The 26,537-nt window shown below is 41.5% G+C and carries 30 protein-coding genes and 1 pseudogene; 19 read left to right on the top strand and 12 right to left on the bottom strand.

Annotated features, from left to right (window positions below):
* A pseudogene (locus tag RMY64_RS33900) lies at positions 1–279 on the bottom strand (hypothetical protein); the annotation flags it as partial.
* A gap of 201 nt (positions 280–480) precedes the next feature.
* On the opposite strand from RMY64_RS33900, the gene RMY64_RS33905 reads away from it, so the two are divergent.
* The 4 genes from RMY64_RS33905 (at position 481) to fabD (ending at position 5,461) form a co-directional block, all read left to right on the top strand.
* Complete coding sequence (locus tag RMY64_RS33905; protein WP_322682256.1) at positions 481–1,962, top strand: leucyl aminopeptidase; 1,482 nt, start codon at positions 481–483, stop codon at positions 1,960–1,962.
* A gap of 341 nt (positions 1,963–2,303) precedes the next feature.
* On the top strand, positions 2,304–3,326 hold the full coding sequence (gene plsX, locus RMY64_RS33910; protein WP_322673323.1) for a phosphate acyltransferase PlsX: 1,023 nt from the start codon (positions 2,304–2,306) through the stop codon (positions 3,324–3,326).
* 141 nt (positions 3,327–3,467) lie between these two features.
* Positions 3,468–4,460, top strand: coding sequence for a beta-ketoacyl-ACP synthase 3 (locus tag RMY64_RS33915; protein ID WP_322673324.1), 993 nt, complete (start codon positions 3,468–3,470; stop codon positions 4,458–4,460).
* Between the two features lie 119 nt (positions 4,461–4,579).
* Positions 4,580–5,461: an ACP S-malonyltransferase gene (gene fabD / locus RMY64_RS33920; RefSeq protein ID WP_322673325.1), complete on the top strand. Its 882-nt coding sequence runs from the start codon at positions 4,580–4,582 to the stop codon at positions 5,459–5,461.
* 194 nt (positions 5,462–5,655) lie between these two features.
* Here fabD and RMY64_RS33925 read toward each other — a convergent pair whose 3' ends face one another.
* Positions 5,656–5,880 (bottom strand): hypothetical protein, encoded by a 225-nt coding sequence (locus tag RMY64_RS33925; protein WP_322702347.1) that lies wholly within the window; start codon positions 5,878–5,880, stop codon positions 5,656–5,658.
* On the opposite strand from RMY64_RS33925, the gene RMY64_RS33930 reads away from it, so the two are divergent.
* The 8 genes from RMY64_RS33930 (at position 5,873) to RMY64_RS33965 (ending at position 15,727) form a co-directional block, all read left to right on the top strand.
* Entirely contained in the window at positions 5,873–6,511 is a 639-nt protein-coding gene (locus RMY64_RS33930) for a lysophospholipid acyltransferase family protein (RefSeq protein ID WP_322673327.1), read from the top strand. The two genes, RMY64_RS33925 and RMY64_RS33930, sit on opposite strands and share 8 nt — an antisense overlap.
* A gap of 217 nt (positions 6,512–6,728) precedes the next feature.
* Positions 6,729–7,766, top strand: coding sequence for an AI-2E family transporter (locus RMY64_RS33935; RefSeq protein WP_322673328.1), 1,038 nt, complete (start codon positions 6,729–6,731; stop codon positions 7,764–7,766).
* 74 nt (positions 7,767–7,840) lie between these two features.
* Entirely contained in the window at positions 7,841–8,137 is a 297-nt protein-coding gene (locus tag RMY64_RS33940) for a DUF2288 domain-containing protein (RefSeq protein WP_322673329.1), read from the top strand.
* A 196-nt stretch (positions 8,138–8,333) separates the two neighbouring features.
* A complete protein-coding gene (locus RMY64_RS33945; RefSeq protein ID WP_322702348.1) occupies positions 8,334–10,757 on the top strand; it encodes an endonuclease MutS2 in 2,424 nt (807 codons plus the stop codon).
* A 14-nt stretch (positions 10,758–10,771) separates the two neighbouring features.
* Positions 10,772–11,422 carry a Uma2 family endonuclease gene (locus RMY64_RS33950; protein WP_322673331.1) on the top strand — a complete coding sequence of 217 codons (651 nt, stop codon included), beginning with the start codon at positions 10,772–10,774 and terminating at the stop codon, positions 11,420–11,422.
* Between the two features lie 210 nt (positions 11,423–11,632).
* Positions 11,633–12,514 (top strand): hypothetical protein, encoded by an 882-nt coding sequence (locus RMY64_RS33955; RefSeq protein ID WP_322702349.1) that lies wholly within the window; start codon positions 11,633–11,635, stop codon positions 12,512–12,514.
* A gap of 747 nt (positions 12,515–13,261) precedes the next feature.
* Positions 13,262–13,867 (top strand): DUF3038 domain-containing protein, encoded by a 606-nt coding sequence (locus RMY64_RS33960; protein WP_322660741.1) that lies wholly within the window; start codon positions 13,262–13,264, stop codon positions 13,865–13,867.
* A gap of 249 nt (positions 13,868–14,116) precedes the next feature.
* On the top strand, positions 14,117–15,727 hold the full coding sequence (locus RMY64_RS33965; protein WP_322702350.1) for a DUF4335 domain-containing protein: 1,611 nt from the start codon (positions 14,117–14,119) through the stop codon (positions 15,725–15,727).
* Between the two features lie 250 nt (positions 15,728–15,977).
* Here RMY64_RS33965 and RMY64_RS33970 read toward each other — a convergent pair whose 3' ends face one another.
* From RMY64_RS33970 to RMY64_RS33980, 3 genes are read right to left on the bottom strand one after another with little or no spacing between them, the layout of a single operon-like run.
* Complete coding sequence (locus RMY64_RS33970) at positions 15,978–16,439, bottom strand: ferredoxin (RefSeq protein WP_322673333.1); 462 nt, start codon at positions 16,437–16,439, stop codon at positions 15,978–15,980.
* The gene (locus RMY64_RS33975; protein ID WP_322660747.1) at positions 16,439–16,825 is read right to left on the bottom strand and encodes a DUF1257 domain-containing protein; all 387 of its coding nucleotides are present in this window, start codon (positions 16,823–16,825) and stop codon (positions 16,439–16,441) included. Before RMY64_RS33975 ends, RMY64_RS33970 begins: the two co-directional genes overlap by 1 nt.
* A gap of 39 nt (positions 16,826–16,864) precedes the next feature.
* A complete protein-coding gene (locus RMY64_RS33980) occupies positions 16,865–17,074 on the bottom strand; it encodes a DUF2997 domain-containing protein (protein ID WP_322673334.1) in 210 nt (69 codons plus the stop codon).
* A 570-nt stretch (positions 17,075–17,644) separates the two neighbouring features.
* On the opposite strand from RMY64_RS33980, the gene RMY64_RS33985 reads away from it, so the two are divergent.
* Complete coding sequence (locus RMY64_RS33985; protein WP_322673335.1) at positions 17,645–18,190, top strand: protein-tyrosine phosphatase family protein; 546 nt, start codon at positions 17,645–17,647, stop codon at positions 18,188–18,190.
* Positions 18,191–18,235: 45 nt separating this feature from the next.
* Complete coding sequence (locus tag RMY64_RS33990) at positions 18,236–18,925, top strand: SAM-dependent methyltransferase (RefSeq protein WP_322673336.1); 690 nt, start codon at positions 18,236–18,238, stop codon at positions 18,923–18,925.
* Between the two features lie 55 nt (positions 18,926–18,980).
* On the opposite strand, the gene RMY64_RS33995 is transcribed toward RMY64_RS33990, so the two are convergent.
* The 6 genes from RMY64_RS33995 to RMY64_RS34020 form a co-directional block, all read right to left on the bottom strand.
* Complete coding sequence (locus RMY64_RS33995) at positions 18,981–19,304, bottom strand: type II toxin-antitoxin system PemK/MazF family toxin (protein ID WP_322673337.1); 324 nt, start codon at positions 19,302–19,304, stop codon at positions 18,981–18,983.
* On the bottom strand, positions 19,298–19,561 hold the full coding sequence (locus RMY64_RS34000; RefSeq protein WP_322702351.1) for an AbrB/MazE/SpoVT family DNA-binding domain-containing protein: 264 nt from the start codon (positions 19,559–19,561) through the stop codon (positions 19,298–19,300). The genes RMY64_RS33995 and RMY64_RS34000 overlap by 7 nt, the downstream gene beginning before the upstream one ends.
* Before the next feature lie 171 nt (positions 19,562–19,732).
* Complete coding sequence (locus tag RMY64_RS34005) at positions 19,733–20,110, bottom strand: type II toxin-antitoxin system VapC family toxin (RefSeq protein ID WP_322673339.1); 378 nt, start codon at positions 20,108–20,110, stop codon at positions 19,733–19,735.
* Positions 20,111–20,113: 3 nt separating this feature from the next.
* Positions 20,114–20,368, bottom strand: coding sequence for a hypothetical protein (locus RMY64_RS34010; protein WP_322673340.1), 255 nt, complete (start codon positions 20,366–20,368; stop codon positions 20,114–20,116).
* Between the two features lie 120 nt (positions 20,369–20,488).
* Positions 20,489–21,040, bottom strand: coding sequence for a hypothetical protein (locus RMY64_RS34015; RefSeq protein ID WP_322673341.1), 552 nt, complete (start codon positions 21,038–21,040; stop codon positions 20,489–20,491).
* 8 nt (positions 21,041–21,048) lie between these two features.
* Positions 21,049–21,636 carry a hypothetical protein gene (locus tag RMY64_RS34020; RefSeq protein ID WP_322702352.1) on the bottom strand — a complete coding sequence of 196 codons (588 nt, stop codon included), beginning with the start codon at positions 21,634–21,636 and terminating at the stop codon, positions 21,049–21,051.
* Here RMY64_RS34020 and RMY64_RS34025 point away from each other — a divergent pair.
* The 5 genes from RMY64_RS34025 to RMY64_RS34045 all read left to right on the top strand — a co-directional run bounded on the left by RMY64_RS34025 (position 21,621) and on the right by RMY64_RS34045 (position 25,701).
* Positions 21,621–22,067 carry a DUF3368 domain-containing protein gene (locus RMY64_RS34025; protein WP_322673343.1) on the top strand — a complete coding sequence of 149 codons (447 nt, stop codon included), beginning with the start codon at positions 21,621–21,623 and terminating at the stop codon, positions 22,065–22,067. The genes RMY64_RS34020 and RMY64_RS34025 overlap by 16 nt on opposite strands.
* A 244-nt stretch (positions 22,068–22,311) precedes the next feature.
* Positions 22,312–23,163, top strand: a complete 852-nt coding sequence (locus RMY64_RS34030; protein ID WP_322673344.1) for an ABC transporter ATP-binding protein — start codon at positions 22,312–22,314, stop codon at positions 23,161–23,163.
* Positions 23,120–23,974 carry an ABC transporter permease gene (locus tag RMY64_RS34035; protein ID WP_322673345.1) on the top strand — a complete coding sequence of 285 codons (855 nt, stop codon included), beginning with the start codon at positions 23,120–23,122 and terminating at the stop codon, positions 23,972–23,974. The genes RMY64_RS34030 and RMY64_RS34035 overlap by 44 nt, the downstream gene beginning before the upstream one ends.
* Before the next feature lie 19 nt (positions 23,975–23,993).
* On the top strand, positions 23,994–24,467 hold the full coding sequence (locus RMY64_RS34040; RefSeq protein ID WP_012410989.1) for a MarR family winged helix-turn-helix transcriptional regulator: 474 nt from the start codon (positions 23,994–23,996) through the stop codon (positions 24,465–24,467).
* Entirely contained in the window at positions 24,433–25,701 is a 1,269-nt protein-coding gene (locus RMY64_RS34045; RefSeq protein WP_322673346.1) for an MFS transporter, read from the top strand. Before RMY64_RS34040 ends, RMY64_RS34045 begins: the two co-directional genes overlap by 35 nt.
* A 228-nt stretch (positions 25,702–25,929) precedes the next feature.
* Here RMY64_RS34045 and RMY64_RS34050 read toward each other — a convergent pair whose 3' ends face one another.
* A complete protein-coding gene (locus RMY64_RS34050) occupies positions 25,930–26,355 on the bottom strand; it encodes a hypothetical protein (RefSeq protein ID WP_322673347.1) in 426 nt (141 codons plus the stop codon).
* Positions 26,356–26,537: the final 182 nt, after the last annotated feature.

Consider the following 26,537-nt stretch of genomic DNA (forward strand, 5'->3'; position numbering starts at 1 on the left):
GTTAACGGAGTTCTGAGGTGGATTCACGAGGATCAAAGACTCGTTAACGGAGTTCCGAGGTGGATTCACGAGGATCAAAGACTCGTTAACGGAGTTCTGAGGTGGATTAATGAGGATCAAAGACTCGTTAACGGAGTTCTGAGGTGGATTCACGAGGATCAAAGACTCGTTAACGGAGTTCCGAGGTGGATTCACGAGGATCAAAGACTCGTTAACGGAGTTCTGAGGTGGATTAATGAGGATCAAAGACTCGTTAACGGAGTTCTGAGGTGGATTCACGAGGATCAAAGACTCATTAATGAGTGCTATTTATACTAATTCGTTAACTTATACTTACTAACCCTTGATGCCCCATGCCCCATGCCCCATGCCCAATGCCCAATACCCAATACCCAATGCCCAATACCCACTCCCCTCACCATGAAACCAGAATTTTGAGCAATACTGGTACAAGAAGGAATATTTACAGAAAATCCCAAAATGACAATTCAACCTAGTGATAAGCCTTTACTAGAGTGGGCGGGCGATAGTTTGGCAATTGGATTATTTGAAGATGCAGTAGAGTTAACCGGAGAACTAGCTACTTTAGATCAAAAGTTTTCTGGGGTCTTAAAAGAACTGATTACTGAAGAAGAATTTAAAGGTAAAGCCAACAGTACAATCTTCACCCGTGTAAATGCTGATAGCCCAGTGCGGAAATTGATTTTAGTGGGTTTAGGCAAACCAGAAGCGTTAAAACTAGATACTCTGCGCCGTGCTGCTGCTGCTGTAGCCAGGGTAGGAAAAAAGCAAAAAAGCAAAATTTTGGGTTTTAGTTTTCCATTGTGGAACAACGATCCAGCAGCGAGTGCCCAAGCGATCGCAGAAGGTGTGGAATTAGCACTTTACCAAGATATTCGCTTTAAATCTGAACCAGAAGAGAAAGGTTCACAAATAGAAAGTATAGATTTACTGGGTTTCGGCGGACAAGAAGCCGCCATAACCCGCGCCAATCAAATTGTTTCTGGGGTAAATTTGGCACGGCAATTAGTGGCAGCACCAGCCAACGCAGTCACACCAATTACTTTAGCCGAAACTGCTCAAGCGATCGCCAAAGAATACGGTTTACAACTAGAAATTCTAGAACGAGAAGACTGTGAAAAGTTAGGTATGGGCGCATTTTTAGGAGTAGCCCAAGCTTCCGATTTGCCACCGAAATTCATTCACCTAACTTACAAGCCAGAAGGTACACCCAAAAAGAAATTAGCAATTATTGGTAAAGGTGTAACCTTCGATTCCGGCGGACTCAACATTAAAGGTGCTGGTAGCGGCATCGAAACCATGAAAATGGATATGGGGGGTGCAGCTGCTACCTTCGGCGCAGCAAAAGCAATTGCTCAAATTAAGCCGGATTCGGAAGTTCACTTCATCTCCGCAGTGACCGAAAACATGATTAGCGGTCATGCTATGCACCCTGGAGACATTCTCACAGCATCAAACGGCAAAACAATTGAAGTGAACAACACCGATGCAGAAGGACGTTTGACCTTAGCAGATGCCTTGGTGTATGCCGAAAAATTGGGATTAGATGCGATCGTTGATTTAGCCACCCTGACTGGTGCCAACGTCATTGCCTTGGGTGACGATATTGCTGGTTTGTACACTCCCGATGATGGTGTTGCTTCCCAGATCGAAAAAGCTGCCCAAACTTCAGGAGAAAAGATTTGGCGGATGCCAATGGAAGAAAAATATTTTGAAGGGCTAAAGTCAGGTATTGCGGACATGAAAAATACAGGGCCGCGTCCAGGTGGTGCAATAACCGCAGCCCTTTTCCTCAAGCAATTCGTCAAACAAACCCCTTGGGCGCACATAGATATTGCAGGCCCAGTGTGGACAGATAAAGAAAATGGCTACAACAGCGCAGGGGCAACTGGCTACGGCGTTCGGACGCTAGTTGATTGGGTATTAGGGATTGGGGAGTAGGGACTGGGGACTGGGGACTGGGGACTGGGGACTGGGGATTGGGGACTGGGGACTGGGGACTGGGGACTGGGGACTGGGGGGCAGGGGGCAGGGGGACAAGGGGGAATTATTGAACAAGCCTCTCCCTTGTCTCTCCCATCTTCCTTGTCTACCTTGTCTCTTCTCCATGCCCAATCCCCAATGCCCAATCCCCAATGCCCAATCCCCAAATTCGTGCTATCTTGAGCTTGCCAGGAAAAATTGTTGCAATAGTAACAGAATTAATTTGGCGGTCTGAAAATTAAGCTTTTTCGGGCATTGCCATCTGGTAAAATTTGTAAGGTTTCTAGAAGCTGTGAGCAATGGGATCGACTCGCGTACGGATCGCAATTGACGCAATGGGAGGGGATCATGCACCTGGTGAAATCGTTGCTGGCGCATTGCGAGCAAGAGAAGAATTGGGTGTAGATATATTTTTAGTTGGCGATCCCCAACAAATAGAAGCTGCCTTGCCATCAAAAACAAGTTTAGGGCAGGTAGAGATCGTGAATGCTGAAGAAGCGATCGCTATGGATGAGGAGCCTTTAAATGCAGTTAGACGCAAACGCAAGGCTTCTATCAATGTGGCGATGGATTTAGTCAAGCAACAAAAGGCAGATGCCGTATTTTCGGCTGGTCACTCTGGAGCCGCTATGGCATCAGCTTTGCTGCGCTTAGGACGATTGCCAGGAATCGATCGCCCAGCGATCGGGACAGTTTTTCCGACAATTATTGCTGGTAAGCCAGTGCTGGTACTTGATGTTGGCGCAAATGTAGATTGCCGCCCCAAGTTTTTAGAGCAGTTTGGTGTTATGGGATCGGCTTACAGTAAGTATGTCTTGGGTACAGATGAACCGAAAGTAGGTTTGCTGAATATCGGTGAAGAAGACTCTAAGGGCAATGATGCAGCCGTCCGCGCCCACCAACTGCTACGCGAAAATTCCCAAATTAATTTTATTGGCAATGCTGAAGGGCGTGATGTACTTTCCGGTCACTTTGATGTGATTGTCTGCGATGGCTTTGTAGGCAATGTACTGTTAAAATTTGCCGAAGCCGTCGGAGAAGTGATTCTGCAAATTCTGCGGGAAGAATTACCCCAAGGATTGCACGGTCAAATCGGTTCCGCACTCTTAAAACCCAACTTGAAGCGGATTAAGCAGCGAATGGATCACGCAGAACATGGTGGTGCTTTACTACTAGGCGTGGCAGGAGTCTGTTTTATCGGTCACGGTAGCTCTCAAGCACCTTCAATTTTTAATGCAATTCGCATGGCAAAAGAAGCTGTTGACAATCAGGTGATACAACGAATTCAGTCCCAATATATCCTAGAGCGCGAGAGCGGTTAGTCATTGGTCATTAGTCATTGGTCATTGGTCATTGGTCATTGGTCATTTGTAAAGGACAACTGGCAAATGACAAAGGACAAATGACAAAGGACAACTGACAAAAGACAAAAGACAAAAAGCTGATAGCTTGGGAGATTAGGAGTGCAAAACTTAGGCGTAGCAATTACTGGAAGCGGCTCGGCAGTACCAGCGACTTCCCTACACAACCAGACATTGAGTGAACTAGTTGAAACATCAGATGAGTGGATCGCTACAAGAACGGGAATTCGTCAACGTCGATTAGCTCTGCCATCTGAGTCCTTGAGTGTACTCGCTACTGCCGCCAGCAGCCAAGCGATCGCCGCTTCGGGAATTCAACCAGAAGACCTAGACCTGATTCTGCTAGCGACTTCCACCCCTGATGATTTGTTTGGTAGTGCTTGTCAAGTACAGGCGCAATTGGGAGCTACCAACGCAGTCGCCTTTGACTTAACCGCTGCCTGTTCTGGCTTTGTGTTTGGTTTGGTTACAGCAGCCCAATACATTAGAACTGGTGTCTATAGAAATGTATTGTTAATAGGGGCAGATATCCTCTCTCGTTGGGTAGATTGGGAAGATCGCCGGACTTGTGTATTGTTTGGTGACGGTGCTGGGGCAGTGGTGTTACAAGCTGCCAAAAGCGATCGCTTATTAGGATTTGCACTTAAAAGTGATGGTACTCAAAACCATTACCTCAACCTTGCTTATGCAGGTACTTCCCAAGAACTGCTGACTGATGTAAATATCACCAAAGGCACTTACCAACCGATTACGATGAACGGCAAAGAAGTCTACCGCTTTGCTGTCCAAAAAGTGCCAGAAATAATTGATAAAGCCTTGTTTCAAGCCAATCTTAGCGTTGACCAGATAGATTGGCTGATATTGCATCAAGCCAATCAGCGAATTATCGATGCCGTTGCCCAACGCCTGAATATCCCAGAAGATAAAGTTATAAGTAATCTCGCCCAGTATGGCAATACTTCAGCTGCTTCCATCCCCTTAGCTTTAGATGAAGCAGTACGACAAGGTAAAATTAAACCCAATGACATCGTTGCGACATCCGGCTTTGGTGCCGGTCTTACTTGGGGCGCGGCAATCTTTCAATGGGGAAGATAGGGATTGGAGACTGGGTATTGGGTATTGGGAAACTCTTCCCCAGTACCTAATCCCCAGTCCCTAATCCCCAGTCCCTAATCCCCAGTCTCCAATGACCAATGACCACTGACTATTGACAAATGACAAAAACTGCATGGGTGTTTCCCGGACAAGGTTCCCAAACGCTGGGAATGGGAATGGATTTACTAGATATACCGTCCGCTAAAGACAAGCTTGCCAAAGCTGAGGATATTTTGGGCTGGTCTGTAACTGAAATTTGTCAAACTCAAGAAGAGAAGTTATCACAGACGCTGTATACTCAACCAAGTTTGTATGTGGTCGAAAGCATTCTTGCTGACCTGCTTCGAGAGCGAGGACACCAGCCAGATTTAGTTGCTGGTCACAGTTTGGGAGAATATACTGCTCTTTATATAGCGGGTGTTTTTGAATGGTCGGCTGGTTTATATCTGGTAAAGCGTCGTGCAGAACTTATGGATAGTTCCATTGATGGGATGATGGCAGCTTTGATGAACTTTGACCGCGAACAGCTAGAAAAAATTATTGCTCAAACGCCTGATGTGGTGATAGCAAATGATAATAGTTCGGCTCAAGTGGTAATTTCAGGCACGACTGAGGCTGTACAAGCGCTGATGACTCAAGTTAAAGCAAAGCGTGCGGTTCCCCTAAAAGTTTCTGGAGCATTTCATTCACATTTAATAGCACCAGCAGCAGCGGAATTTCAAGACATTTTAGAATCTGTGGAATTTCAACCCGCGATTGTGCCAGTGCTGTCTAATGTCGAGCCAACTGCATCTATTGATGCCGAGATTTTAAAGCAACGCCTGAACAAACAAATGACTGGTTCTGTAAGATGGCGAGAAATTTGTCTGCAATTACCAGCCAACGGTATCGAGCGAGTAATGGAAATTGGCCCTGGTAAAGTATTAACTGGCTTGATTAAACGTAATACCCCTGATTTGATTTTACAAAACATCCAAAGTGCTACTGATTTACCTGTTTAATTTTTTTAGCTGGATCTCTTACCCACATCTTTAGTTGTCAAAAAAAGGTTAAATAACCTAGTTAAATTCTAGCGTGGCAAAACTAGCTAGAGCAAAAACTTAAACGTAGTAAATTCGTTATTATTGAAAATTTTGGTTTACCTATTTACGCCTATTTCAATCATGAAAAATCTACTCTAGCGAGTTTTACCACTCTAGGTTAAATTTGTGTCTGCAACTCCAAGACCATTCTCTGCGATCGCAATCTTGATTTGGTTTTCAGATACCAAGCAAGTATGAATCCAAATTGTGTTGGGATGTGAAGCAATTTCTGTAAGCGTGCGTTGCTGATTTGCATCTTTAACTTTTTTGCGTTTGATCTGGGTGTTGCGATCGCGTATGCTAAATTCAGTTTGATTTGCATTATCTTCTGTGGACAAAAACCGCGAACCGTTGATCAGTCTGGCACTTTACCACGCCTTTAAATGGTCAGTCGTCAGCCCCATGCTTCACGCTTATTTTCAGGGCCATATTTATGGTGCGGAAAATGTCCCCAAATCAGGGCCTCTATTAGTAGCAAGTAATCACGCTAGTTATTTCGATCCGCCGATTGTCTCTAATTGTGTACGTCGTCCGGTAGCGTACATGGCGAAAGAAGAGTTATTTAATATCCCCGTTTTGGCGCAAGCGATTAAATTGTATGGTGCTTACCCAGTGAGTCGGGGAAATGCCGATCGCAATGCCATCCGTTCCGCCCTAGAATATCTCAATAAAGGTTGGGCTGTCGGTGTTTTCTTGCAAGGTACTCGCACCCCAGATGGTCGAATTACAGACCCCAAAAGAGGCGCACTGCTGCTAGCGGCGAAAGCAAAAGCCCCAATATTACCAGTAAGTGTCTGGGGTACTGAAAAGATTTTACAAAAAGGCTCGTCCCTACCTCACGCAGTTCCCATCACCGTCAGAATTGGTAAATTGATTGATGCTCCCAGTTCCAGTAATAAAGAGGAATTGGAAGCGTTGACACAAAAGTGTGCCACAGTAATTAACGAAATGCATGATTTAGGACGATGAATCTAGAGATACTACAGATATATGCTTTAGGGAGGTAGCGATCGCTATTAGATTACTCTAATCTTAAACTCTATTCCTCTAGCAATAAACTAAAGGACTGCCAACAAATAAATTATCAATCTTACAGGGTGGCTCACTCGATCGCGCTAAACAACTAGCGTTTTTATGGTTTAATTACCACAAATTACGAATTACGAATTACGAATTATGAATTATTATGAGCGGCTTTGAAGCCAAGAGTTTTTGGGAGCGATTAAATAATCTAGCATTAGTTCGATTTTTGCTTTTGGTTGCTTCTGGCTGGGCAATTGTACAACTTTTAGCTTATTTTGAATCGGTCATTGTTATTTTTACATTTGCAGCAATTTTAGCTTTTTTGCTCAGTTATCCTGTACAAGGGCTGCGGCGGTTTTTGCCCCACGGTATAGCTGTTGGTGTAGTTTTCTTGCTCAGTATTGTGATTATAGGCGGTCTGATAATTACTGTAAGCTTAACGGTTTTATCTCAAGGACAACAATTAATTGATAGTATCACTGCATTTTTAAATTCTTTAGTACCTTTATTAGAGGGAATAGAAGGTTTGTTACGAAACCGTAATTTACAAATAGATTTAAGTTTTATTCAAGAACAATTGCGGAATCAGGCTGTATCAAGTCTTGTTAATAGTTTAGCTATTTTACAAGGATTCATGACGAACTTTGTCACTTTTATCTTGATTGCAGTTGTGGCTTTTTTCATGCTATTAGATGGAGACAAATTATGGAACTTTATTTTGAAAATAGTTCCAAAACAGCGTCGTAATAGATTTACCAATATAATTAGAAAGTCTTTTCTGGGATTTTTTAGAGGTCAGTTACTATTAAGCGCATTTTTAACAATTTCAACATTTCTAGTATTTTTATTATTAAAAGTACCTTTTGCTTTGATATTGTCAATAATAGTCGGAATTGTTGATATTATTCCTGGTATAGGAGCAACATTAGGAGTAAGCACAGTTACTCTATTCGTGTTGTCTCAAGGTGTTTGGTTAGCAGTCAAAGTATTAATAGCTTGTATTGTCCTCCAGCAGATACAAGACAACTTGATTGCGCCCAGAATTATGCAAGGCGCGCTGAATCTTAATCCTGTAGTGGTGTTTTTTGCTTTACTAGTAGGGGCTAAAGTAGCAGGATTATTAGGTGTTTTTATATCTATTCCCATCGCTGGAGTAATTGTGTCTTTATTTGAAATAGATGAAATGAAATCTGAAGTTTAGTTATTGGTCATTTGTCAGGAACTCGGAACTACTGAATAATGTAAAAATAGCCATTTACAAATAATTGGGAAGTAATGTCGGATTTAAGAGCGGAATTAACAGAAATTTTGGATGAGGCAGAGTGGGAATGGTTAATTCCTCATGTACAACGAGATGCAGTAATTTTGGTGGCGCTTGAGCTAGACTTGGTGGATGTTGGAGTAGCGATCGCCAGTGATAACATTCCATCAGTGGAACAGTGGATTGATAAACAATTGATTACCAAACCCACAACAGTACAAGTGGGAGAATGGAATGGCGATCGCAGTAAACGATTTAATACTCTCATCGTTCAGCCTTACGTTCTAGCCCAAGAAATACTTGCTGCCTAATTCGTTTCTGTGTTTTTTTCAATGGCAGTTGGTGTTGGAATATTTTCTTAGAAAAGATAGTCTAATGTGCCAGTTATTACTTGGCTATTGCCACGGACTATCTAGCTGATTTGATTAAAGCAAAATTTTCTCCTTTAAGATTTATCCATCTAGGAGCTAGAATTGTTACCATTATTTCAGATTAGATGTTGAAACCTTGATCCAATCTGAAACCTTAGAATTATTAGAATGGCCTCGCCTGTGCCAGCACCTTGCCACTTTTGCCGCAACGAAGCTGGGGGCGACAGCTGCGCGTCATCTGAAAATACCTGATTCTCAGACCCAAAGCGAACTGTTGTTAGAGCAAACCAAAGAAATCTACCAACTGGAAACTCGCCTGACCACGGGACTGTCATTTGAGGGAATTCAAGATATTGGCGATTCCCTAGAACGAGCAGAACGCAGTGGAGTTTTAGCAGGGGAAGAACTGTTAGCGATCGCTACCACCCTCGCTGGTGCCAGAAATTTGCGCCGTGTCATCGACAATCAAGAAGATTTGCCAATATTGACTGATTTGGTTGCCGATTTGCGGACTTATCCCGAACTAGAACAGGAAATTCACCGCTGTATTGATGAACGGGCCCAGGTAACTGACCGCGCGAGTCAAAAACTGGGAGAAATTCGCACAGACTCGCGGCGAGTACGCAGCCAAATTACTCAAAAGCTGCAAAATATCTTACAGGCAAAATCTGGCGCAGTTCAAGAACAGCTGATTACCCAACGCAGCGATCGCTTTGTTATCCCCGTAAAAGCACCCCAAAAAGATGCCATTCCCGGTATAGTTCACGATACCTCTACCAGCGGTGCCACCCTTTATGTGGAACCGAATTCAGTAGTACCTCTAGGCAACCAACTGCGGCAGATCATCAGAAGAGAGCAAGCCGAAGAAGAAACAATTCGCCGTGTTTTGACGGAACAAGTAGCCGCAGTCAAACCAGATTTAGAAAGGTTGTTAGCGATCGCTACTACTTTGGATCTGGCAACCGCTAGATCGCGATATAGTTTCTGGCTAGGAGCAAACCCCCCGCGATTTATCCAGCGCGAAGACAGGGAAATGATTACCTTGCGGAACTTGCGACATCCTCTGTTAGTGTGGCAACAACAGCACGAACAAGGGCAACCAGTAATTCCTGTAGATTTATTGATTAGTCCGCAAATTCGGGTAGTGACAATTACCGGGCCCAATACTGGCGGTAAAACTGTAACCTTAAAAACCTTGGGGTTAGCAGCATTAATGGCCAAAGTGGGTTTATTTGTCCCCGCCCGCGAACCAGTAGAAATACCTTGGTTTGATAAAGTGCTGGCAGATATTGGCGATGAACAATCCTTACAGCAGAGTTTATCCACATTCTCTGGACACATCCGCCGAATTAGTCGGATTTTGGAAGCATTGGGAACTGGGGAAGCAGAGGAAGATGAAAAAGATTCCAATGCCCCATGCCCTATGCCCAATTCCCTAGTTTTACTTGATGAAGTCGGTGCAGGAACCGATCCAGTAGAAGGTAGTGCTTTAGCGATCGCCTTGTTGCAATATCTCGCCAACCATTCCCAGCTAACGATCGCTACCACTCACTTCGGGGAACTAAAAGCCCTGAAATACGAAGACGATCGGTTTGAAAATGCCTCTGTAGAATTTGACGAAAGTACTCTATCGCCTACTTACCGTCTGCTGTGGGGCATCCCCGGACGTTCTAACGCCCTGACTATTGCCCTGCGCTTGGGATTGAAGCCAGAAGTTGTACAACAGGCGAAAACCCAAGTTGGAGAAGCTACAGATGAAGTTAACCAGGTAATTGCAGGCTTAGAAGCGCAACGCCGCCGCCAAGAAACCAAAGCTGCGGAAGCCCAAGTTTTGTTGCAGCAAGCGGAACGTTTATATAAAGAAGTATCTGCAAAAGCTGCAAGTTTGGAGGAAAGGGAAAGCAGTTTGCGGGCTTCACAGGAAATAGCAGTGCAACAAGCGATCGCTCAAGCAAAAGGTGAAATTGCCCAAGTTATCCGCCGTTTGCAGAAAGGTACGCCCACAGCCCAAGAGGCGCAGCAAGCAACTAATGCTTTGAATCAAATTGGCCAGCAATATCAGCCAGCAACGCCAGCAAAACCAAAAGTTGGGTTTATGCCCAAAGTAGGCGATCGCATCCGCGTTCCCAAATTGGGACAGATAGCAGAAGTGATCGCTGCCCCCGATGAAGATGGCGAGTTAAGCGTTCGCTTTGGGCTAATGAAGATGACCGTGAAGTTGCAAGATGTAGAATCTCTAGATGGTCAAAAACCCGAACCGGTTGTTAAAGCCAAACCAGCCCCAGCAGCAGTAACCCCCCCACCGCCAGCTGTCCCAGAAATTCGGACTTCCAAAAATACCATCGATTTACGTGGTAAACGGGTAGCTGATGCCGAATACATTTTAGATAAAGCTATTTCGGAAGCTACAGGCCCAGTCTCGATTATTCATGGTTACGGTACTGGGAAACTTCGACAAGGAGTTCACGCATTTTTGCAACAGCATCCCAGAGTGAACAACTACGAACCAGCAGAACAAGCAGATGGCGGCACTGGTGTTACCGTTGCTCACATCAAATAAAAAGCAGGAATGCTATGTTACTTGAACTCAATCAACTAATTGTTAGAGCCGGTCATCAGTTGTTGATTAAAGATGTCTCTTGGTCGGCATACAAACGCATTTTAGCAGAACTAGGAGACAATCGCAGTTCGCGGATAGGTTACAGTCAAGGGGTGCTAGAAATAATGGCTCCATTGCCAGAGCATGAAGTAGCTAAAGTTATTATTGGCGACTTGGTAAAAGTTTTATTAGAAGAACTCGATCTGGAATTTTGGAGTTTGGGTTCTACAACTTTTGATAAGGAAAGTATGGATGCTGGGGTAGAACCAGATGATTGTTTCTATATCCAAAATGAAGCTAGAGTTAGGGGCAAAGATAGAATAAATTTAGAAATTGACCCGCCTCCAGATTTGGCTATTGAAATTGATATTACCTCCCGCACTCGTTTCAATAATTATCAAGATTTGAGAGTAACGGAACTGTGGCGATGGAATGGAAGTAAGTTAGAAATAAACGTGCTTTTTGATGGTAAGTATGTAGAATCAAATACCAGTTATATTTTTCCCAATCTCCCAATAAACCAAGTGATTCCCGAATATTTGATGCTAAGTAAAACCAATGGCAGAAATGCGACAATGAAAGCATTTCGTGTGTGGATAAGACAGCAAATTAGTAGCCCGATTTAGTTTAAATTATCAGAAATGCCTACTCAAAAAAGTTATGGCTAGTGGGATAAAAATAGTGATATTTTGCTATTTATCCCTTACCAAACTAAACATTAGAAGATTTACGAAGCGTGGTTTACAGGTTAGCAAACCACGCTATTTACCTTTTATCTAATACCTATAAGTACCAGACATTAATATTCTAATTAAATAAGATATATCATAAATTATATGGATATAGAAATAGAAACTCTACAAGAAGCTGAAGCCGTAATTGAAAGTGACATAAGAGCCAAAATCACGAGGCTAAACTTGAGTTTTTCTCATAGGTACAGGGATTCTGTTATTCCTGATTCTATCGGCGACATATTAAGTTTAGAAGAATTAACAATTTATAGTAAATCGCACAATATAGTTTATGGAATTGAACAAATACCAACAACTATTGGAAAGCTAACTAACTTAAAAATACTTAAGATTTATGATTTATGTGAATTAGAATATCTACCTGAAAGTATCGGTAATCTTAAAAATTTAGAAGTTTTGCACATTGCTGATTGTTCACGCTTGAAAGCAATACCAAACAGTATTGGTAAACTCAAAAATCTTAAGCGGTTAGAGTTGATGGAATCAATGAGACCGCTTGCTAATTTTGAGAAGTTACCTGACAATATTGGAGAACTTAGTTCTTTAAAAGAACTGATAATTAACTCTACAGTTATACAGTCACTACCTAATACTATAGGTAATCTTAGTAATTTAGATTATTTAGAAATCAGCCGCAATCCCAAACTACATAAGTTACCAGATACTATTGGCAAACTGCAAAAATTAACAGTTATGAGGCTTGAAAGGGGATTTTTAAGTTCTTTGCCAGAGAGTATTGGTGAATTGCGAAATCTTAGAGAACTAATTATTAATGACAATAAATTAACTCAATTACCAGGGAGTATAGGTATCCTGACTAAGTTAGAAAAGTTAGAGCTTATAAACAATCAGCTAACCGAATTACCAGATAGTATTAGGAATTTATCTGGACTTAAGAACAGTATACTTCTCTATGGAAATCCTCTAAAGTCTCTTCCTGAAAGTGTTTTCAACTTACCATTTTAAATAGATTGGTGATGATTATAGAGTGATTCGCTTGGGTGAAGTAATGAAATTAAGCCATATTTAAGCATAGGTTTTGGTGAATGTCTAAACTATTACCTCTGCCCATTAACTTTATAAATAAGTTCTGATATGTGCGTGGTTTGTGGTCAGAGTTGCATTACCAACTAAGTTGGAGTAAATCAATTGTCAACATCTTCAAAGGCTGACTTTATCAAATTTTTAAGTTTGTCATCGGTTTTATTTATGGAGGCGTCAATCGTCCTGATGTTGCCCAGCCTATACTGAAATAACAGGCCGCACACAAGTAAAACTCAGTTGGGGTAATGTCCAGCAGCAAAAAGTGCCTTTAGCAAACAGGAAAAATATTGGTAGAGTAATTATGTATATATTAAGACCAAGTAATAAATATCAAGAAATTTCAAAATTTAAAAATGCAAACAAATTAGGAGGTATTCTACATAATTACTTAGCGATCGCTAGCGGTTAACATTCAAAACAATAATTTATTTATACTCTGATACGGAGCTAACAGCGAAAGTTGGGTAAACCTTAATTAGAATTGATAATTTTTTACTTTGTCGAAAATAAATTTTCATCTAGAGTAAGACAAAGATACCTACTGTTTACCACATATAAAAGCTAGCTGAAGCCTCCGGCTCATAGCTATCTATGGGAAACCAAGCTTGATTCTTAAGAGTCTGGTTTCAAAATGGGTAACAGCAACATCCCCTATCAGCTCGATCACCTATGCTAAAAGTTATGCACTCGGCCGCCAACTCAGCCACTCCAAATTCCCAGTGGGAGGATTTAATCAAGCTTCCAGCGCCAAATACAGTTCAATGGGACAATATAAAAACCCAATTAGACTTGGTGCTGTTAGCGCTAGAAACCTTAACTGGGATTGGTTCAGAGGCAATGCTTTCGGCGGCAACCGATCTGAATTTAGAGTCAAGAGTGCCAGACCGCGTAGCTTTATGGCGATTGCGCCAATCAAATCCTCTACGCAAAGGTCAAGGAGGGCGAAAAAAGCTAGATGTCGAAGAAGCGCGATCGCTTGTTTTGATCGTCTGCTACCTAGCCAAACAGCACCAGGAATTGATTCGCCGTGCTGTCGGTCTGTTAGAACAAATGGCAGAAAATAACCGGGAACCTCACCAGGCTGCTTTACTTGGAGACTATATTGATGCTTTTTGCAACACCTACCAAGAGCGGATGGAAGAGGACGAGCAAATCTCAACGGATTTACTAACTAACCTGGCCTTAAAACTGCTTGTAGATTTACTTTTTTACAGCGCTCCTGGTGGGCATCGCCGTCTCTGGCTAGCACTTATAGACCGTTCAACAAAATTTTAAATTTTAGATTTGAAATTCCTCAACCAAAATTCGTTTTCAAAAGTTTGCTAGGTAAGGATTCCTTTTTGATGGTCATTAGTTCTTGAGCGATGCACTATCAACAATGCTTCCTCCTTGCACGCCAGTTTGCATAACAGAAGGAACCTGACAAATTTCTGAGTGGAAGAATCCACCGTTCCAACTTTTCTTTGCAAGCAACTGGCTCAATTTTTGCAAAATTCCAATATAGTCTTCTTCGTAGTTCCTGTCATGCCTCTATCAAATTCAGTTATTCGTTGCTACACACCACCGACTTGCACGCTAGAAGTATTCGCGCAAAGCTCACCTCTGTCTCGTTGGATGGGGAAAACTGTCCTCAAACATCTGAGTTTTGAGCTACGTTTTGACGATCCCCGACTCCCAGAAGAACAAAGAGTTCCAATTCGGGGCGATCGCGAGCAACTTGAAGCTTTATGTGATGCCGTCACTAACTATGTACAGCAATTCCTCCAACAGTCTCCAGAAAGCTTTTGGGTGAGTTTCCCCAGTAACCAGGAGTCAAGCACAGCACTGGACGATCCAGAATTAAAGTCTTCAACAAAAACATTAAATGCTTTTAGTAACCAGATTCCAGGAGCAAATATCTACTTAGAACCAAGTAGCTATTTAACTCACAACCTATTTCTTGGTTCTCTGGCCAACTATTCATCTGGCCCCGTAATTCAACTCAGTTTGCTGCAACTATTCGATTTGGCAAGTGCTTTAGATGAATACTCAACTGATGTCATGGCACTTCCAACTCTCAACAGCACAGATTCGACTCTGAGGTTCCCTGCTTGGGCACCTGTTGCCGCAGTATTAGTATTAGGTGTAGGTTTTTTACCAGTTACTTGGCAATATGCTAACAATATTAGAGAAAAGCAACAGCAGACAGCCAAAACATCAAATTCAGAAGCAGTAAAGACTGCTCTAGAACCTTCATCCTCACTAAACTTTCCCACCCCTGAACCTAGGCTAACCCCTCCATCAAACAATTTGCTAGGTTCTACCCCTCCCCTTTCCACATCCACTTTACCCCAAGCACCTCTAACAGCCCCTAGTTCTAATAGTTTTTCTGCACCGCCACCAAATACATTGACAATACCTCAAGGGACGACTGCAACCCTTCCCAGTAATCGAGCGATGCCTTCAGCATCCAGCAAAATTCCAAGCCAGGAAATTGCCATATTACCAAATCTGGCACAGAATCCAACTGGGTCAAGTTCCCAACCCGGTGCTGGTAATATCCCTCAACTGCGGAATTTGCCACCCAGACTATCTTCTAACGCCAATAGCTTACCAACTAATATCTCACCAGTCCTCCCTCCATCTCTTGACACCATACCCAATAAGAATCGTGTCAATACCCCAACCCAACCCTCCCCGCTAACCTCACAACAGCTAGACGAAAGAATCCGTTCCTTACAGCAATCTTCTGCTGGAGAAAAACCTGCTTCACAACTTCCCTCCTCTAGGACTGCGGAGAATAATCCCTTTATCGATCAATTAGGGGACGCAAATAAAAACCCCACATCCAGAGAAGTAGCTACTGGCACATTATTTGACACACCTCAAGTAGCAGAAGCTAGACAATACCTAACGAAGCGTTGGCAACCACCTACTGGGCTGGGACAAACATTAGAGTACAGTTTGATAGTTGGTGTTGACGGCACAATTGAACGAATTTTCCCCCTTAATAAGGCAGCAAGAGAATTCGTTGATAACGCTGGGATGCCTGAAGTTGGCAAACCTTTTGTTTCCGCTAATAAAAATGGACAAAATGTCAGAATTCGAGTTGTTCTGAGTCCTGATGGCAAGGTACAGACTTTTCCAGATGAATAACTAAACTATCCTTTTAATGCCACTTGTAAAACTGGTACAAATCCTGTGCCAGTTTCTACTGACTACATAGGTTAAACAAGGCAAAAGTAGAAAAATTACTTTCACAACACAATCCTCTAAATTTCAAATGAAGAGAGTTAGCTCTTACAGGGAATTCAAAATTATCCGGACATCAGAAATTAACTACATAACGAAAAACAAAAGGACTGGATATTCCAGTCCTTTATTATATTGATTTAACGTTTTTATCTTAATAACGGGATTTTTTGGTTTTTAACTTTTGCTTTTTACGCCGACGTTCGCTAGCAACAATTGCCTGTTCTACAGGATAACCCACTAAAGGAATTACCTGATATTTGCGCTCGTCTTCTAATTTTTTCAGTTCAGTGTAATCAACCCAATGAATGCAATCAACCGGACAAGTGTCAATTGCTTCTTGGATAATTTCCTCAGCGTCCCCATCTTGCCGAACCACGCGCGATCGCCCGTAATCTGGTTCAATATAAAAGGTGTTACGCGCAACATGAGCGCAATGCTTGCAACCAATACAGGTGATTTCGTCAACATAAACACCATTTTGGCGTAGCATACCACCCAATTCCGGTTCTAAACCAGAACGTTCTGGGGCATCCCGTAAAAAACCCCCTAATTCTGGTTCCAAACCGGAACGGTTATCTTCTTGTTCTTCCAGTGACGGCAGAAAATCAGCCATTACGCACTCCAGCGCTGTACTACCAGGCGAATTGAACCATCTTCATTTTTTTGTTGTTCAGAAACTTGAAAACCAACACGAGCAGTTTCTTTCAGAACTGTTTGATAAGCATAGCGCTGTGTTACTTGGCGCAAAAATCCATCTACAGACAAATCTTGTTGCCAATATTGCAAGTCAGCCACCAATTCATATTCCTTGCCATTCCATCTAAAGCCGATGTCATAGCCATTTTCCTGCTCAATACTAACTTCCGCAGGATGGGTTTGACCGCGATAGCCACGGACTTCGCGCGGGCCGGGTTTCCAGTCTACGCCCAATTCAGTCAAAGCATCTTTCAAAGAATCAAGGTTACGGATTTGAGTCTTAATTTGGCTAAAGTGTGACATGGTGGTTGTGAATTAATAACACTAAACTACTGTGAAAACTTACCAATCGCTGTAAGTGGTGTGTGTATTCGCCACATTAGGTTGCTGCACCTTGGCGGCGAAATATTCTGAGGTTGGCTCATGATTAAGTACTTGCCCCAGCTGCGCCTCTATTGCTGCTGTAACTTCAGCGCAAGAATTACCCACAATGCCAGTGACTTTCTCTTGTACCCGACCGTCTGGATAAATTATGAACTCTAATGTCTCCATTCTTTTGGCCAACCAGGATAAGTACGCTTAAATTCTACTGCCTTAGCAGAAGGCTACAAATATAGCCATAGGAACATTTTTACTAGATATAAACTTGCCATTTGTTAACTAATGTTCCATTTTTCAACATATATATCTCAGAATCTTTACAAAACTTATTAATATTATAAGCACACGCATCAGTATTTAGTTAGTTTCTCTTAACCTCATTGATTAGTCAAGGTAACTACTGGAGTAAGCGAAGTAAGCTGCAAAAGTCCTAAGAATAAGCATTAGAGGTAGTATAGGCAGCAAGACAATTCACAAAAATATAAAATTTATTGAAAAACTTTATTCTTAGCATTCGTTCTACCTTATTATTTTCCAGGTAGATTAGATGCAGTGCAGTATAACTCTAAAGTAATATAGTGTGTATACGTAGGTATTGTATTAGGCTTTTAGGTATAGTTACTTTAGTTGGCATTGGCTGTAGAAAGATTTTTAAACGGCGTTCGCTGAAAGCGTTGGCGCAGCCATTGCTATTTTCTGCCATTGGTAAGATTTATCAACCTCGATTCTAGACAGTTAAATATGTACAAATTTGCCCCAGCTTGGGAGAAGGAGCAAATAGTCTTTGGTGCTGCGCGACCTGGATACACTGACAAGAATGTTCAGGATTGGATAGAGTTCATGAAGCGCCAAAATATCAAGCGTGTTTGCTGTCTTCTTGATGAACAACAGCTAGGTTCTTACTCTAATCTTCTAAACATATACAAACAGGAATTTGGGAATCAGCTAATTTGTTGGGCACCAATTGCAGATTTCCATTTATCTGATTTAGAAACCCTCACACAGAAAATACTTCCTTTCTTAATAGAAGCTGAGAAACAAAATGAGAAAGTTGTTGTACACTGTTCCGGTGGAATTGGACGTACTGGACATGTATTAGCGGCATGGCTAGTTAGTGTGCGAGGATTATCAAATCAAGCTGCAATAAATGCTGTCAAAAAAACAGGTAGAAATCCTTATGAAGCTGCGATCGCTGCTGTATTTATAGGTAGAAATCCTTTAACAGTTATAAAAAAACTTAACGCGCTTCTGAATGATTGCCGTCTAGCAGTGGATAAAACATTTTGAGTTTACTATTATCTTGTTTAATCAGTCCTTTGTGAGGAAAATTATATGGCAATGGTTCTAGATAAAGTAGTTCCTTTTGGAAGGTCAATGGATGAATATATAAAAATATTCAACTTAACAAATGCAGATTTAAATAAAAAAATTATTGGAATTGGGGATGGCCCGGCAAGCTTTAATGCAGAAATGACACGTCAGGGTAAAAGTGTAGTTTCTATTGATCCACTCTACCAATTTTCTGGCGATGAGATATTGCAAAGATTCAATGAAGTGGTAGATAACATTATTAACCAAGTTAAGGCTACATCGAATGATTGGGTATGGAGCTATCACAAATCTCCAGATGATTTGCGACACAATCGAGTCAAAGTTATTCGAGAATTTTTGTCTGATTATGAAACTGGCAAAAAGAGTAACAGGTATGCAGTCGGTGAATTGCCAAAATTGGCTTATGATAATCAAGAGTTTGATCTAGCCCTTTGTTCGCATTTATTATTTTTATATTCAGATCATCTCGATTACGATTTTCACTTAAATTCAGTAGGTGAGATGTTGCGTATTGCTAAAGAAGTTCGAATATTTCCCCTGATAACTTTAATGTGGAAACACTCACAACATTTAGATGAAATAGTAAAATATTACACTTCAATGGGTTATAAAATAGATATTGGAAAGGTTGAATACGAATTCCAGCCTGGTGGAAATAAAATGTTGAAGATAACCAGAGATGTTATATAACTCCTAGCCATAAAGAATTGGTATAACTATCCGGTTTATAGAATTATTAGGCATATTATTCAGCAAACATTTCAGCCAAGGTATCTAAAACTGCTTTTTGTTCATCAGAGTCAATCTGACCTAGCTTTTTGACTAATCGAGTTTTGTCAACTGTACGAATTTGATCTAGAACTATTTGCCCATCCTTACCCTGAAACTCACAAGTGACACGAGTTGGATAAGACTGTCCTTTAGTTTTCATCGGAGCAACAATAATCGTGGCAATATATTTATTCATCTCATCTGGTGAGATTACTACACAGGGTCTTGTCTTCTGAATCTCACTGCCAATCGTTGGGTCGAGGTTAACCAAAAACACGTCAAATCGATTGACTACCACTCCCACTCTCGATGCTCCCACTCTGTAGTTATCGCATCATCGAGCAGCAGTGCATCGTCGTGCTGCTTCGCCATAATTGCAAATGCTTCCTCCCACCCCTGACGCGATTGAGAGGCAGCACGGATAATTAGGTGGCAATCTTGAATTTCAATTTCCACCTCTTCACCAATACCACTTTGTTCTAGCAGAAGTTTAGGAATGCGGATACCTTGAGAATTCCCGATTTTAACGATACGGGTTCTAATTGCTGTCCCCATGAGGATACCTATCCTTGATTGTAATTACATTGTGATTACTAATCAGGTTTTTGTCAAGAAGCACTCAATTTATCAATAATTTTTAATGTGTAGGCGTAGCCAGCCGTAGGCATCGCTCTCAAAATTACCAGATGCGATGTCTACGACGGGCTACGTCTAGGCACTTTTCTCTTAACTGGGTTTATCAGACTCAAACGGATTCCATAATCTCACCTGTGTAATCCAACGGAAATCATCTGTATTTCTTGTTATCAAAGTTAATCCATACACTAAAGCAGTGGCGGCAATAATTGCATCACCTAAAGTCATTCGTTTCTGTTGTCGCAGAATTACCGCTTGATTTAACACATCTTGAGAGATTGGTAGAACCTGAGCAACTTGAAAAAACTCCTCAAAATACTGACGTTGTTCCTCTTTAAGCAGATGATAGCCTAACACTTCCAAATAACTGAGTGCTGATACCGCAGGTGCATATTCAGCAATTAACTCTCTCAATTGGGCGTTTTCTAGTTGAGCAGAATATATAATAATATTGCTATCGAGCAGCACGTTTTATCGTCCCGGAAGTGAACGGTCTTGACGAGTTTCTTGTTGCCAAATAATTGGATCAACATCAGTCAAAGCTTGACTCACAGCAAGTTTTTTTAATATTTCAGCCATTCTTCGTCCCCGTGCTTGTTTATCTATGACTGATTCATTTTCGAGCAATGTAACATGAACTGGGATTTGTTGTTCTCCTAATGTAGGTACATCATCAATCCACTCTAAACGACTTCCTTTCAACCAAGCTCTGAATGTTTTTAGCATTATTTTGCTCTCTACTTTGTATCTATCTTGGCATCGCTCTTAAAACTACGATATACAATAAGCGATCGCTCTCTCCTCTATACAATCGTGCGTAGGCGTAACTAACCATAGGTAATTCCTTTAATCAAAAGCTTTCGCTAGAAGTCTGTATATTCGTTTCAAAACCATAAAGAGAGTTAAAATAAATTGAACAGAAAAGTAGTAGCATACTGATGCTAGTAGCCTCTGCAATGAGCATAAATTTATTATCCATAAAGTACAGCTAATAGGCTTTAGGAAGTCACTTAATAATATAACTACAGTTATGGTAGAAGTTAATATTGAGAAAGATACATTGACATAAATTTCCCGAAGTAACTCACGCCGTTGAATATTTTTTCTTATTTCAACTTGATCCGTTGTTTGTTTCTGATCTTGATTTTTTTCTGAAATATCATAAACTAATAGGAGCAAGTTGAATAATAAAGCTGAAAATATTGAGAAAGAAGTAATGAGAGCATTAACCAAACCATCATTTAGAAGAACTCCTAGAGAAATCATTACACCAGAAGTAATAGCTGGTATAATAAAGAACAAAATAATATCTGGATAGTATATCTTCCCTGTTCTACTACTCTTAAGTGTCGCAATATGGTCTTGAATTATACTAAAAACAGAAATTTTATTTAACATTATATTTGCTAGGGATACATTTGATTAATAACTTCTTGTAGGTAAATTTTCGCAATTGTTTGTATACTTTGGAAAGTTGGATAATCATCAGAATCTATAACTACTTTATCAGAGATATCATAGTAAGCTTTAGCTCTCTGGAGACAACCTAAATCAAAGGTTATAAGACTTCCATCAAGATCAACATCAACCTTTACGGTGTCGTAATCAAAGTTAAAATCCCGAAGTTCTATGAGACTTTTAACACTACCTTTTGAGTTAAAAAAGTTTTGAATTTTACCCAGGAAAGGAATTTTATTCGCAGATAATACTATTTCCATGTTATGGGGAATTTCTTCATGACCTTCATCAAGTCCATCAACTCGATCAAGCGGAGCTTGATACTTAACACATCGAAGCTTTTTAATAGTACCTCCGTATATAATTCTCTTAATTATTTCTTCTTGAACTAAAGTATTTATCTCGACAGAAAAGCCTGGAAAATTATCAGAAAAATACTTATCTAGAAAAATACCAAAGTGTGTGCGAATACCATGTTTCCCTGTACGTTGTAAAAGCAGAATTCCTTCATTTGTATCTTTTGGAATGTAAATCAAGAAATAAAAAGGTAAAACCTCAGCATCACTCTATTCCTGAAGCTGTCTACCGAGAACTGACTGATCCCAACTTTCCAGTTGCAGGTGCAATTGAAGTCCAAACTTTTATCTGGATTCTAACTCGTCCAGTTCAAGATCGAATATTGGTTGAAGCACTCAGCAATGAACTAGATATTGGTGAAGCTGAAGCGATCGCTCTAGCGCTGGAAATGAAAGTAGATCAAGTTTTGATTGATGAACGTCGTGGTCGCATGGTTGCAGCTAGGCTAAATCTTGGTTACACAGGGATTTTAGGAATCTTGGTTGAAGCTAAAAGTCAAAAGCTGATTTTTGCTGTGAAGCCTTTGTTAGATGCTCTGATTAACCAAGCAGGATTCTGGGTGGCGGAACCTTTATATATGAGGGTTTTGCAGCTTGTTGATGAAAATTAAATGCAACGTAGACTTCCTAACTAAGCAGCAGTAGCATTCTGAAAATTTTTACCTATTAACCATCCCTAGCAAGTGTTTGCGGTTAATTTGTCAGTAATACTTCCCCTATCAATGACCTCGCCGCCACTCTACTGAGTTTCCTTTTACTCTGATTCAAATTTATTCCAGAAGTCTATTGACTTCTGGTAAATCTATTGAGAAGCTAATAGTTAGATTTACTAATTAATAGAAGTACATCAAACTTGTGACAATACTGACGGGAAAAATAAATCGATCGCAACCTCAAGAAGAACCAAAACGGTTGATTTTGGAAACTCAGGGACTCACACGCCGTTTTGGGAAGTTCACCGCAGTTAATAACCTGAGCATATCTGTGGAACAGGGCGAAGTATTTGGACTGCTTGGCCCCAATGGCGCAGGGAAAAGTACAGTTCTTAAGATGTTGACAACCTTACTGCCTATCAGTGCAGGGAAAGCAACCTTAGCTGGCTATGACGTGGCTCGTCAATCTAATCCTGTGAGGCGGGCTATCGGCTATGTACCCCAGGCGCTGTCTGCTGATGGTAGTCTTACGGGTTACGAAAATCTCTTAATCTTCGCCAAGCTGTATGGAATACCTGCCAAAGGACGCGATCGCCGCATCTATGAAATTCTAGAATACATGGGTTTGCAAGATGCGGCGAAACGCTTGGTACGAAACTACTCTGGTGGGATGATCCGCAAACTGGAAATTGGCATATCAGTTCTACATCAACCCCAAATTTTGTTTCTTGATGAGCCGACTGTCGGACTAGATCCCATAGCTCGAACTCAAGTATGGCAACTTGTACTACAACTCTGTGCTGATTACGGCACAACTATATTTTTAACAACCCACTTTTTAGAAGAAGCAGATAGCTTATGTAACCGAGTGGCGATTATGCAGCAAGGTGAAGTCGTTACCACAGGTAGACCAAGCGACTTAAAAGCTTCTTTAGATAACCCAAATGCAACTTTGGATGATGTCTTTATTCACTATACAGGCGACCAGTTAACATCAGGAGTCAACTACCGTGACACAGCAAGAACCAGACGTACTGCTCAACGGTTGGGTTAAAGCACCACCCACTGTCCGAGTAAGTTTGATCTCTGCAATTAAAGAGCTAGTTACAAAAACTCTGGCGATCGCAGAATTAGAAATACGTAAACTCCGCCACGATCCCACTGATTTAGTTGTTCGGGCTGTGCAACCAGCACTATGGCTCCTAATTTTTGGACAAGTTTTCGCCCGCACTCGTGCGATTCCAACAGGAAACTTACCCTATTTGGACTTCATTTCTGCTGGCATCTTGGCTCAGAGTATTTTGTTTGTGGCAATTTTCAGTGGCGGAATGACCCTAATCTGGGAGCGAGATTTAGGGATTGTACATAAATTTTTAGCTAGTCCTACACCCCGTGTAGCGATGGTGTTAGGCAAAGGTTTAGCATGTGGGGTACGGTGCTTATCCCAGGTAATATTCATTTACGGATTGTCATTTTTATTAGGTGTCAAACTAAATCTTCATTCCCTAGCTATTCTCCAAGTGCTACTGCTAGTCATAATGGGGGCGGGAACATTTTGTATTTTTTCATTAATTATTGGCTGTTTGGTGAAAAGCCGAGAAAGGATGACGGGTATTGGACAATTGTTAACCATGCCGTTATTTTTTGCTAGCAATGCCATCTATCCGATCTCGTTGATGCCCAGTTGGTTAAAATTCATTTCCCATTTAAATCCGTTGACTTATCTGGTTGACGGGTTACGTAGCACCATGCTGTTGAATGGCACTAGCATCTATGGCTTTGGTCTGGATTGTACAATTCTCTTATTCACATTAATAATTTTGGCCATTCTAGGTGGAAAACTTTATCCACGGGTGGCCATGTAACTAGGAGAACAACAAGCCCATGACCTTGGATAAACCTAATCAAGGTGCAACTTCCGAAGAATGTGCCGCTAGAGTAATGGAAACAGTTCCATTGGTGATGCGGTTTATCCGAGCGGATATGCGTGCCCATAGTGCCGCTTTTTTATCTATACCTCAATTGCGATCGCTAGCATTTATCAACCGGAATCCTGGTGCTTCATTATCTGACTTAGCAGAGCATTTAGGTGTCACCTCTGCCACGGCATCAGCAACTATAGAACGCTTGGTACAACGCGACTTCGTGAAACGGATTGCTCATCCTCAAGAGCGGCGGCGGGTGCTGCTTAATTTAACTGAAGATGGAAAACACCATCTCAAGCAATCCCAAGATCAAACTCGCGCTCATATTACCGATCTGCTTAAAGGTCTTTCAGAAGACCAAATTTCCAACATTGAAGAAGGCTTAACTCTACTAAAAAATGTCTTCGAGAAAACAGAACTCAAAGCCCCATAACTTTGAGGTTGCACAACACGATCCCTTTGCAGCCTTTAAGTTTCGAGACTATCGGCTATTTACCATTGGACGGCTAGTGCTGTTCGTGGGGTCGCAAATGCAAACTGTAGCGATTGGCTGGGAACTATATGAGCGGACTAACTCAGCGATCGCTTTAGGTGGTGTAGGACTGGCGCAAGTCCTACCGATGATTGTTCTCACCCTAATTGCCGGAGATGTTGCCGATCGCCGCGATCGCAAAGTGACCATGTTACTCTCGGTAATGTTGCTAGCCCTCTGCTCCCTAGCTTTAGGGGTACTTTCTTATACTAAAGGTGCAATTTTTCTAATTTACGCCTGTTTAGTATTTACAGGTGTAGCGAGGGCATTCCTCAAACCAGCCAGTGATGCTTTGATGTGGCAATTGATACCTGTCACTGCTTTTACCAATGCAGCCACATGGAATAGTAGTAGCTTTCAATTGGCTGCTGTTATCGGCCCAGCCTTCGGAGGATTTGGGATTGCGCTATTGGGAAGTGCTACAGGGGTTTATGTGTTAGCAGCGATCGCAGCTTTACTGTGTTTTATTTTAACGCTGGCGATCAAACAGCAAAAAGTCACCCGCGCAACTGAGCCAATTTCATTTAAAGCACTTGCAGCTGGTGCTAAGTTTGTTTGGCAGAATCAGTTGATTTTAGCAGCGATTACATTAGATATGTTTGCTGTATTGTTGGGTGGTGCGATCGCGCTCCTCCCCATTTTTGCCAAAGATATTTTACACGTGGGGCCAGTGGAATTAGGATATCTCCAAGCAGCCCATTCCATCGGTGCTTTGACTATGGCGATTACCCTGGCATATTTACCACCGTTACGCAAAGCAGGCCCAGCCTTATTGTGGTCAGTGGTTGGCTTTGGGGTTGTCACAATTATCTTTGGGCTTTCTCGTTCCTTTTGGCTATCTATGTTGATGCTGATCCTTGGTGGCGCACTAGATAGTATTAGCGTTGTGATTCGCCATACATTAGTTCAAATCAGAACACCGGATCATTTGCGTGGTCGAGTTGCTGCTATTAATAGCGTGTTTATTAGTGCTTCAAATGAATTAGGCGGCTTTGAGTCCGGCTTGACTGCGGCTTTATTTGGCCCAGTGATTTCTGTTGTGGGTGGTGGAATTGGCACAATTTTAGTAGTGATTGCTACAGCTATGATTTGGCCAGGAATTCGTAAGTTAGGAGCTTTGCAAGAGTATAAATAAATTTAAAATGGCAGTATTAGATGATGGAGTTATATCCACTACTAAGTCTTCCATAGATAATAAAAATCCCATCCTATGTAAAAGCTACAAAATTATAATTGTTATCTTTTGCTAGGATGGGATTTTTGTTTAGTGAAAGTTGCACATCACATAATTAAAAGATAGATCAACCCAGACTTTTGGAATTATGTATAACTTGAATTTGCCCTTCAAGTTATACAATTGCCACTAAGCAGTTGGGCCACCACCACCAAAACTTGGTACACTGCCTCCAGTTGGAATACCATACTTAGAAGGGTCGAAGCTATCAGCCGTTGGAATACCATACTTAGAAGGGTCGAAGCTATCAGTCGTTGGGATGCCAGCGCTACCTAAACTAAAACTGCCTTCTTTTGGAATACCATACTTAGCAGGATCAAAGCTGCCTTCTTTGGGAATTCCATACTTATCAAAATCGAAGCTGTCAGCCGTTGGGATGCCATACTTAGCAGGATCGAAACTGCCTTCTTTGGGAATTCCATACTTATCAAAATCGAAGCTGTCAGCCGTTGGGATGCCAAAAGCGCCTCCAGATGCGAAAGGATCGCTGGGGTTGCTAGCCTGATCACCACTATTAACGGTATTACCAAAAACAGAATTTGAATCAGATGCCATTAGAGTTAATTCTCCTATTAGGACATAAATTTGGCTTCATTAATCAATATCACAAAGCAGAATTAAGCTTCATCTGTAGCTTTTTTATTGTTTTTTTAATTTCTAATCTTGAGCTTTTCGGACTAAATTATATCAAGTTCGGATAATTACTTATAATAAAGGTGGAATCGTTGCAGTGCATA

The organism is Nostoc sp. DedQUE08 (assembly GCF_034530895.1).
In the GTDB taxonomy this organism is placed as follows: Bacteria; Cyanobacteriota; Cyanobacteriia; order Cyanobacteriales; family Nostocaceae; genus Nostoc.

What these genes read in the sequence shown, in the direction of transcription:
- RMY64_RS34015 (WP_322673341.1), bottom strand. Translation starts at nt 21,040, where the DNA reads ATGTTAAATAAAATTTCTGTTTTTAGTATAATTCAAGACCATATTGCG.
- plsX (WP_322673323.1), top strand. Translation starts at nt 2,304, where the DNA reads ATGGGATCGACTCGCGTACGGATCGCAATTGACGCAATGGGAGGGGAT.
- RMY64_RS34000 (WP_322702351.1), bottom strand. Translation starts at nt 19,561, where the DNA reads ATGGGGACAGCAATTAGAACCCGTATCGTTAAAATCGGGAATTCTCAA.
- RMY64_RS33940 (WP_322673329.1), top strand. Translation starts at nt 7,841, where the DNA reads ATGTCGGATTTAAGAGCGGAATTAACAGAAATTTTGGATGAGGCAGAG.
- RMY64_RS33975 (WP_322660747.1), bottom strand. Translation starts at nt 16,825, where the DNA reads ATGTCACACTTTAGCCAAATTAAGACTCAAATCCGTAACCTTGATTCT.
- RMY64_RS34045 (WP_322673346.1), top strand. Translation starts at nt 24,433, where the DNA reads ATGTCTTCGAGAAAACAGAACTCAAAGCCCCATAACTTTGAGGTTGCA.
- RMY64_RS33955 (WP_322702349.1), top strand. Translation starts at nt 11,633, where the DNA reads ATGGATATAGAAATAGAAACTCTACAAGAAGCTGAAGCCGTAATTGAA.
- RMY64_RS34050 (WP_322673347.1), bottom strand. Translation starts at nt 26,355, where the DNA reads ATGGCATCTGATTCAAATTCTGTTTTTGGTAATACCGTTAATAGTGGT.
- RMY64_RS33935 (WP_322673328.1), top strand. Translation starts at nt 6,729, where the DNA reads ATGAGCGGCTTTGAAGCCAAGAGTTTTTGGGAGCGATTAAATAATCTA.
- RMY64_RS33905 (WP_322682256.1), top strand. Translation starts at nt 481, where the DNA reads ATGACAATTCAACCTAGTGATAAGCCTTTACTAGAGTGGGCGGGCGAT.
- RMY64_RS33980 (WP_322673334.1), bottom strand. Translation starts at nt 17,074, where the DNA reads ATGGAGACATTAGAGTTCATAATTTATCCAGACGGTCGGGTACAAGAG.
- RMY64_RS33960 (WP_322660741.1), top strand. Translation starts at nt 13,262, where the DNA reads ATGCTAAAAGTTATGCACTCGGCCGCCAACTCAGCCACTCCAAATTCC.
- RMY64_RS33990 (WP_322673336.1), top strand. Translation starts at nt 18,236, where the DNA reads ATGGCAATGGTTCTAGATAAAGTAGTTCCTTTTGGAAGGTCAATGGAT.
- RMY64_RS33985 (WP_322673335.1), top strand. Translation starts at nt 17,645, where the DNA reads ATGTACAAATTTGCCCCAGCTTGGGAGAAGGAGCAAATAGTCTTTGGT.
- RMY64_RS33965 (WP_322702350.1), top strand. Translation starts at nt 14,117, where the DNA reads ATGCCTCTATCAAATTCAGTTATTCGTTGCTACACACCACCGACTTGC.
- RMY64_RS33970 (WP_322673333.1), bottom strand. Translation starts at nt 16,439, where the DNA reads ATGGCTGATTTTCTGCCGTCACTGGAAGAACAAGAAGATAACCGTTCC.
- RMY64_RS33950 (WP_322673331.1), top strand. Translation starts at nt 10,772, where the DNA reads ATGTTACTTGAACTCAATCAACTAATTGTTAGAGCCGGTCATCAGTTG.
- RMY64_RS34040 (WP_012410989.1), top strand. Translation starts at nt 23,994, where the DNA reads ATGACCTTGGATAAACCTAATCAAGGTGCAACTTCCGAAGAATGTGCC.
- RMY64_RS34010 (WP_322673340.1), bottom strand. Translation starts at nt 20,368, where the DNA reads ATGCTAAAAACATTCAGAGCTTGGTTGAAAGGAAGTCGTTTAGAGTGG.
- fabD (WP_322673325.1), top strand. Translation starts at nt 4,580, where the DNA reads ATGACAAAAACTGCATGGGTGTTTCCCGGACAAGGTTCCCAAACGCTG.